This window comes from Chryseobacterium sp. Mn2064 (genome assembly GCF_049319685.1).
Taxonomy (GTDB): domain Bacteria; phylum Bacteroidota; class Bacteroidia; order Flavobacteriales; family Weeksellaceae; genus Chryseobacterium.
The window spans coordinates 189,132-197,067 of record NZ_JBMOUE010000008.1 but is presented as its reverse complement, the minus strand read 5'-3'; the positions used below and the strand labels follow the sequence as shown (position 1 = coordinate 197,067).

6 protein-coding genes are annotated in these 7,936 nt (G+C 37.1%); all 6 read right to left on the bottom strand.

From position 1 onward, the window contains the following. Positions 1–83: 83 nt before the first annotated feature. A complete protein-coding gene (locus ACL9RH_RS22820) occupies positions 84–632 on the bottom strand; it encodes a hypothetical protein (protein WP_422695628.1) in 549 nt (182 codons plus the stop codon). Between the two features lie 9 nt (positions 633–641). Continuing rightward, on the bottom strand, positions 642–1,178 hold the full coding sequence (locus ACL9RH_RS22815) for a hypothetical protein (protein ID WP_422695627.1): 537 nt from the start codon (positions 1,176–1,178) through the stop codon (positions 642–644). Beyond that, the gene (locus tag ACL9RH_RS22810; protein WP_422695626.1) at positions 1,175–3,928 is read right to left on the bottom strand and encodes a hypothetical protein; all 2,754 of its coding nucleotides are present in this window, start codon (positions 3,926–3,928) and stop codon (positions 1,175–1,177) included. Before ACL9RH_RS22810 ends, ACL9RH_RS22815 begins: the two co-directional genes overlap by 4 nt. Next, a complete protein-coding gene (locus tag ACL9RH_RS22805) occupies positions 3,921–4,721 on the bottom strand; it encodes a hypothetical protein (protein ID WP_422695625.1) in 801 nt (266 codons plus the stop codon). Before ACL9RH_RS22805 ends, ACL9RH_RS22810 begins: the two co-directional genes overlap by 8 nt. 106 nt (positions 4,722–4,827) lie before the next feature. Further along, entirely contained in the window at positions 4,828–5,406 is a 579-nt protein-coding gene (locus tag ACL9RH_RS22800) for a hypothetical protein (RefSeq protein ID WP_422695624.1), read from the bottom strand. A gap of 183 nt (positions 5,407–5,589) precedes the next feature. Next, complete coding sequence (locus tag ACL9RH_RS22795; protein ID WP_422695623.1) at positions 5,590–7,935, bottom strand: phosphocholine-specific phospholipase C; 2,346 nt, start codon at positions 7,933–7,935, stop codon at positions 5,590–5,592. Position 7,936 lies beyond the last annotated feature (1 nt).

Sequence of the window (7,936 nt, the reverse complement as noted above, 5' to 3'; positions counted from 1 at the left end):
CATTATTCTTGTATAAGACCTCTTTCAAATATCTCAGGTAAATCCAAAAAAAACCGCTCCAAAAAGAAGCGGCTTATGTATTCTTAATTGGCAGCTACTGTAAAAACAACCTGTGCACTATAGGAAGCAGCAGGAATTGTTACCGAAACCCCACTTATTTGGAATTGGACATTAATGGCAGAGTAGGTTACACTGTTTCCAAGTCCTAAAACTCCGGAGAAAGTTATTGTTGAAAGAGTATTGGATGTTCCCTGAGGAATTTCAATATAAGCCGTATTTCCACCATTTATAGTTGCAGTACAAAGGACACAGACTCCATTGATGGTAGCGGTTCCTCCACTTCTCTTTGCGTATAAATGTAAATTACTGTTCCAGGTAGTAGGAGTATAATGCATCGTAATCTTAGCACCGGAACTGGAAAGTAAGTTTAGGAAAGAACCTGGTAAAGAACCGGACAATACCGTTGCATTGGTTGCACTGGCGTAGGTTCCTGTATAATTATTTCCTGCTTCCGTTATCGCAGGCACACTCACTGCCCAACCACTACCACTGGCATTAATGGTTTGAGCCCCTAAATAAATGTTTATTAGTAAAGGGATAATGAATATATATTTTTTTATGATGCTGTTCATTGTTCAACTTTATTCTGTGATGGTGTACACTATGGAAATAGAATTATTGGTTTGCGCTGTTAAAAGAGCGTAGTTGCTTATAACTAATGAAATCGTAAGCTGATGGCCATTACTGGTTCCATTACCGGTAAAAGCCCCTCCTATACCGCTAATAATAGTAACCGGCGTAGGACTGAGAGTAACCAATCCTGACGATGTTCCCAAAGTTCCTCCTCCAGCTCCTGTAGCTGCTCCTGCCTGTAGTCTGATACTTACCCCGGGTATGCTCGTATTATTAGTAGCTGCCGTAATTCTTCTGCTAAGTCCGCCGGTAGCGATTGCAGAAGTATAATTGATCCATTTTGATGTATTGGAGATGGGTATCGTAAGTGAATTTCCTGCTTCAGTAGGCGCAATAAAATTTAAGCTGATGCTTCCTGACGGTTCAATATCCATTAAGGTAACCACAGGTAGAGTCATTGTAACAGGAAGTGATGCTGTCTGAGAATATGCCAAACCACATAAAATCATGGCCGCAGTTAATAATATGGAGCGAATCAAGATCATTTCTTCTTTTTTGTTTCATTATATCCTACTGTTAAGGATTCCTGTTGGTATTTTATTTCTACTTGTTGTTTTACAACATCAATGTTTAGCTTTTTTGTTTCTGCAGGTTTTAAAGTAAACTGGAACTTATCGGTTGAAATTTTATAACGTTTATCGAGACCATTTCTATAGACTTTCACCGTCCAGTCACCAGGTCTTAAATAGGTAAAATCAAAATCTTCTCCTACAACACATATTTTACGGTAGGTTTGATCATTACTTACCGCTTCTACAATAATACTTTCTTTTTTCTTTTTATCTTTTTTATACAATAGATCTGTGAGGTTTGATTGGTCCTTGTCCTGTTTTTCTGTGAACTGAATGTGACCTTTCAGGTTCGCTGCAGTTGTTAATCCGAAATTGAAAATATTCTCTTTATTAGTTAAAGAAACAGAAGCAGGTAGTGCTAATGTTGGAATATTATTGATCTCCGTAGTTGAACGATCGATCTCCAGAAAATAATTGCCTGGAATAACATTCTTAAATAAAAAATTTCCGTCTTTATCGGTAATGGATAAGTAACTTCCCAGCATCAAACGGACTCCTTCCGTTTTCTTTATTCCCAGATTTTGAATATTCCCGGACAACGTCACATACTCTGCAACCTTTTGTACCGGAATATTCGGACGCCAGGTATAACGCATGGAAAATATAAAATCTTTATTCCCTATTTCACCTCTTTGTAAGGAATATCTTCCCGAAAGATCAAGGTCATTTCCCGGAAATAATTGCTGATGGAACAGGACTTCAACCAGATTTCTATCTCGGAAATATTCCTCAGGCATATAATTATTCTGATAGTAAAGGCTTAAATTGGTTTTATCAGAAAACCTGCTGAAAATTCTTGCGCCATAATACAATATTTTCTGGTTTTGTAATTGATACCTTGATGTGATGGCGTAGCTTCCAAATATATTGAAAGAAGTTCTGAATTTTTGAAAAGAAACATTAGCGGAGTAAAAACTTGAATTTCCATTAAATCCAGTAAGATAATTGTCCGTTTTACCAAATTGCCCGTCTACATTTACCTGAAACATTCCCAGCTGTTGGTTGATTGTAACCTTGAAAAAACGTTCATAATAATTAAATTGTCTAGGTTCAAGGCGATCTTTATACGTTTGATAACCATTATTGAGGATGATAAAACCGTTCGACAGATACTTATATTGCACTCCATACTGAATGTTTTTTCTGTAAGGAGCAGCCAGCAATAAAGTATCCCGCTGGAAATTTCTGGCATCCTGCATATAATTGGCAAAAACACTTAGCTTTTTGGTAATGTTATAATAGATGTTTCCATTGAAGGTATTGGTATTGGTGAAATACCCCGCAAAATTAGGGCTTGCCTTCATGTACATTAAGCTTCCGTTGAATTTTTCAAAGATAGCCTCCGCCTGAAGTAAATAAGCTGTTCCATCCGTTTTTTGGGTTGTACTGTATGCAAATTCTCCAGAAAGATTAATATTTTTTGAAATTTTGAACTTTCCTTTAGCATAAGGAAGATGCGCGTGCGAGTCCAGTCTTACGTCACCAAAGTTCATTTCATTTTTTCTAGGATCTTTATAGAGATATCCTACTGATAATTCAGACTCTTTTCGGATTCTTAATGCAGTATAAATATTAAATTCATCCTTAATATCTCTGAAAAATCTTGGACGATTGTAAAACCCGCCCACGCTGATTCTGTTAAAATTATACCGGACCTCAGCTCCGCGACCATATCTTGCAAATTCCGTTAAAAAAGAAGATGAATATGTTTTATCTCCAAGATGAACAAATAGGTTCTCCCGTTTATAGTTGATGAAGTATTCTTCGTATTGTGTGAATGAGTTAAATTCAACAGGGTTATGAGAAACCGCATGAAATTCGACCTGATTCTTATTATCCTTATCCAATGTTCCCTTACCATATATCTCACCCTGAAAACCATCATTATAAACTCCCATATTCTGCATTCCGATAAATGATAACGATACTGCAACCGGGAGCCTGTGATAAATGTCGTTTTCAACAGGTTTTACTGCTATTACCTGAGTGCTTACGTACAGATCCTGATTTTCTTTCGGATTGTCTTTTGCATATACCGAAAGATTTAGATTTTGATATTCATTTTGCCTGATCTCCGGATTGGTTACTTTATGGATGGTAATTACTTTAGATTCATTGGGACCGAGGATAATAAACGGATCATCGTCCAGTACCGCATTTTTACTTCCCAAAGTCAGATTTTCTGTGACATTTCCATTGTTTTTCAATAGAAAAGTTGAACGTATCGTTTCACCGGCTCTTACAAATTCAGGAGTATCTAATGCGGTAAGTAAGAGTTTTCTGTTTCCGGAAACAATGACTTGCGCTGTTTTTGTAAAACTTATTGCGCTGTTTCTGTCTTTGATATGTAAAGTGACCGAGTAATTTCCCTGTGCCGTCTCAGCAGCAACTCTTAAAGGAACGAGATATACTGAAGTTTCGTTTGGCGCAATTTGAAATTCTCCCTGCGTTAAAATAGGAGAAATAGTAGGGCTAGAAGTGGTAACGGTTATATCGTAGATTTTGCTCTCGCCAGAGCTATTTTCTAATGTAAAAGGAATAGACGTAGACATTCCCGGTGTTAGGCTATCTTTTTTACTGATCAATCGGTCTGACTGTTTCTGAGAAAAAATAAATACCGGGGATAATAGTAGGATTGTAAATAATGTCCAAGTTCTAATCATTTTTTACTTCTAATTCCACATTGAGTGCAAATGCATTTTCCTCTTCGTCTGTGGCCATTATGGTCGCTTTATACTTGTCTGGTGGTACTTTACTGATATCAATATAAAATGTTTTAGAAGTAGAAGGAAGCAATCCCATGGTTATACTGGAAAAAGTACCCACTTTTACTCCTGTTTTTCGATTATAGATTTCAATAGTTGCCGTTGGCTTGCAGTAAAGATTTCCGTTATTGGCTATTGCTATTTTTGCAGTTTGTTTACCTTCTTCTTTTTCTACTTTTACACTTTCAAACTTAAGATCTGGTTTTGCTTTGTCTCCTTCGTAATCGGTAATAACCTGGATGGCATATCGTACTATAGACGTAATGCTTACTCCCGGCTTATTATCGCTTGGTTTTATATCTTCTACAGGCTCAACAATAATGACGCTCCAGTAGCTACCGGGGTCTGTAATTTGATTGGGAACTGTGATTTCATAGAATACTTCTGTTTTTTCTTTACCTTTTAACGTTATCAAATTGGTATTGAACTTAATCCATTCTCCATTTGTTCTTTTATTGGTTTGTAACGTTGCATATTGAGTGGTTCCATCCGCATTATAGCTAAAATCCTGTAAATATAATTTTACGCTTTGAGGATTGTTTCCGGTGTTTTCGATCGCAACTTTCCCTTTGTAAACTTTTCCGTTTTCTATTTTGTAGGAATGCGTAAGTCCATTGAGAATCACAATGCCGGCATGTAAAAAGCTGAACTGCAAAATCAGGGTGATCAAAAGAAGAATACGCTTTATCATCATGTAAAGTTTGTCATTAAATTATAGATAATACAAAAACAGGAAGAAACTGAAACGCAATTTCTCCTTGTTTTTGAAATATAGAATTGAATTTTTGTTTTAAATTCTAATTGTCTGATATTGTGTATGTGACGGTGGCTACTGTAGTGGCTGTAGCCTGTAAGTCTGCATATGCCGCTACTCCTCCGGGGCCGCTTCCTGCTACAAGTGCATAGGTAAGATTATGCCCATTATTGGCTCCGTTACCTGTATAGGCACTTCCAATACCGGAAATAATGGTTTGGTCAGCAGCGCTTAATGTTAGTAGACCTGCAGAAGTACCCAAAGTTCCTGCTCCTGCTCCTGTTGCTGCAGCCGCAGTGACGTGAATGTCTACTCCCGGAATGATGGCATTTACTTTTACCGTTACATTACGGGTAGGATCGGCAACAGATTTAATGGAAGAATAGTTAAGCCATAACGTTGTATTCGCTGCAGCCGGAATAATAGGATTTCCCGCTTCTGTAGGAGCTGTAAATCCTAAAGTGATATTTTTGGTAGCAGCTGGTTCAATGTCTACCAGAGCAACTTCAGGAATAGAAACCGTGATCGTATGGTTGTCTGTATTAGTATCCTGTGCGCTTACATTTCCAGATAAGGCAACTGCAAATATTGACATTGCAATTGTTAATTTTAGTTTTTTCATGATGCTGATAATTAGTTAAGTGAATATAACAAAATTCAGCTTAATGTGAAAAAAATATATTATATTTTTTATATTGTTGATTATTTATCTGTTGTAATGAATATTTTTAAATAATAATTCACTATTGGCAATTAAAAAACCTGCACAGCTAGGTACAGGTTTTTATCGATATTTAGAGACTTTTTATGCCCAGTGGGGATCTGAAATAGAAACTTTTCCGTTTTCAATCCTTCCTGCAAAATGCCACAGATGATCTTCATGAATAATTTTGAGATCATACCAGCCTTTATTCTTTCTCAGATCAAGAACTATTTTTTCTTCCGGCTTCTGTAATGTTATCCTTTTTTGAGTTTTTCCGTACAGATCTTCAATCTGGAGAGTACTATTTCCTTTGTTATGATGATTGAATATTATTTCAATCTGGCTCTTACCGGAATTATTCATTATTCTAACATCTAGCTCAGGAGTCGTATTTCCTTTAAACTTTCTGAAAAACCCATTAGGTCCAAAGACTTCATAGTCATATGCTTCGGTGTGTACGTCATGTGACAGCTCCTGTTTAGCATATAAAGCATAGGAAAAATGATAATTATTGCTATTGAACTGCGTTCTGTCATAAACCAGCAAAGGAACACCGTTTTCTTTAAGATTGGTCATTCGGATTTTTCCTTTTTCCAGATTCACATGGAAATCATAAGGGAGCGGATTGGATGGTTTCAACCCTCGTTCCTGAATTTCGAGCAAATTGTCATGAAGCTCACTTTCGGAATACCATTTCAGATTCGGAACCGGTTTATTTTTAGCAGAATTGATGGTTTTCGCATAATCTTTCTGATTAATATAGTCCATGTGCGGAACTTTTACATTGGATGTATTGAAAGCCGATGTCAAATCTCCACATACAGCTCTTCTCCAGTCACTGATATTATCTATATGAACGTCTTTACTGAATTTTTTCATGATGAATTTCTCCAGAAACTGCAATACTGAAGTATGGTCCGAAACTTCCGAGTTAACAAAGCCACCTTTCGTCCATGGAGATGCAATAATCATCGGAACTCTATATCCAAGACCTACTGTTCCTTCTACTTTTTCATAGTCTTTAAGGGTTGGGTCAGACATATACGTCTGAGATTTGTTTACATATTCCGCCCCTTCTTTACCATTCATATCAACCGGTTGGCTAGGATTCATGGGTGGAGCAAAAGGAAGAACATGATCAAAATAACCGTCATTTTCATCGTAATTGATGATGAAGATCGTTTTTTTCCAGGTTTCAGGATCTTTAGTCAATATATTTAAAACCTCAGAAATATACCATGCTCCATACCACGGTGATCCCGGGTGGTCTGAGAAATGTTCAGGAGCAACCAGCCAGGATACTAATGGCAATTTTTTCTCCTCAACATCTTTACGGAACTGGAAAAGAACATCTCCTTTAGGAACAACCAGTCTTTCTCCATTTTCATCTTTTCCGATTTCCAGATTCCAGAATTCCGGATCGTTTGCATTGGTAGTGAAGGCTTTTTCGTGAAGATTTTTTTCTTCCTGAGACAATTTTGAATAATTATCAGGATGGTATTTTATCAGATCTTCATTCAATTCGGTAATCAGATTCTCCAGGCGGGCTTTTTCTTTAGGATTTTTTTCAATTTCCTGTTTCAGATAAGCGATGATATTGGGAATATTCTGATAATATCCTTTTGAAAATTTTACATTATACTTTGAAAACCATTCAATTGGATTGTCCGTAAAATTGCTTAACCATGCTTCCTGTTCTCCGGACATTCCTTTAGGAAGACTGATCTCGTTCTGATAGATTCGCCAGGAAACATTTTGTTGTTCCAGGATTTCCGGGAAACTTTTCCATTTGGCCTGCTTGGCTTTATCATAATCAATGTTTTCATTGAAAACGTTGGCTTTTACTCTTCCGTTTTGTTGTTCTCTTAATGTTCCGGACCAATGAAATAATCTGTTGGGAGTAGTTCCTGTAAGAGAAGAGCAGAAATACTGGTCAAATATAGTAAACGCATCAGCCAGCTGATAGTAAAAAGGGAGATCTTCTCTGTTGTAATAGCCTAATGTAAGTGGAATATTTTTATAATCTTTATTTCCTGAAGCTTTTGCCTGCAGCCACTGATCATACTTTCCTTTGTTCAAAGCATGTTGCTGATTGTCCCAGGAATGAGGAAGTGAGCTCATCCAGGTAGCTTTCGTATTTCTAAGATCCAGGCGGGCTGGTGAAGCATATTTTCCCGTATTTTCCTTTTGAAAAAAAACGGAATGGCCATCCTGTTTTACAAAGGCCCTTTTATCCAGATATCCACGAACTCCTTTAAGAGTTCCAAAGGCATGATCAAATGAACGGTTTTCCTGCATCAGGATCACAACGTGTTCTGCATCATAAAAAGTAGACTGGGCAGTCGGGTCAATGGCCAAAGCTTTTAAAATAGAAGGATGGAGAACGCTTGAAGTTCCTAACCCCGCTAGTAAAATGCTGGATTTTTCTAAAAATTCTCTTCTGTTCATG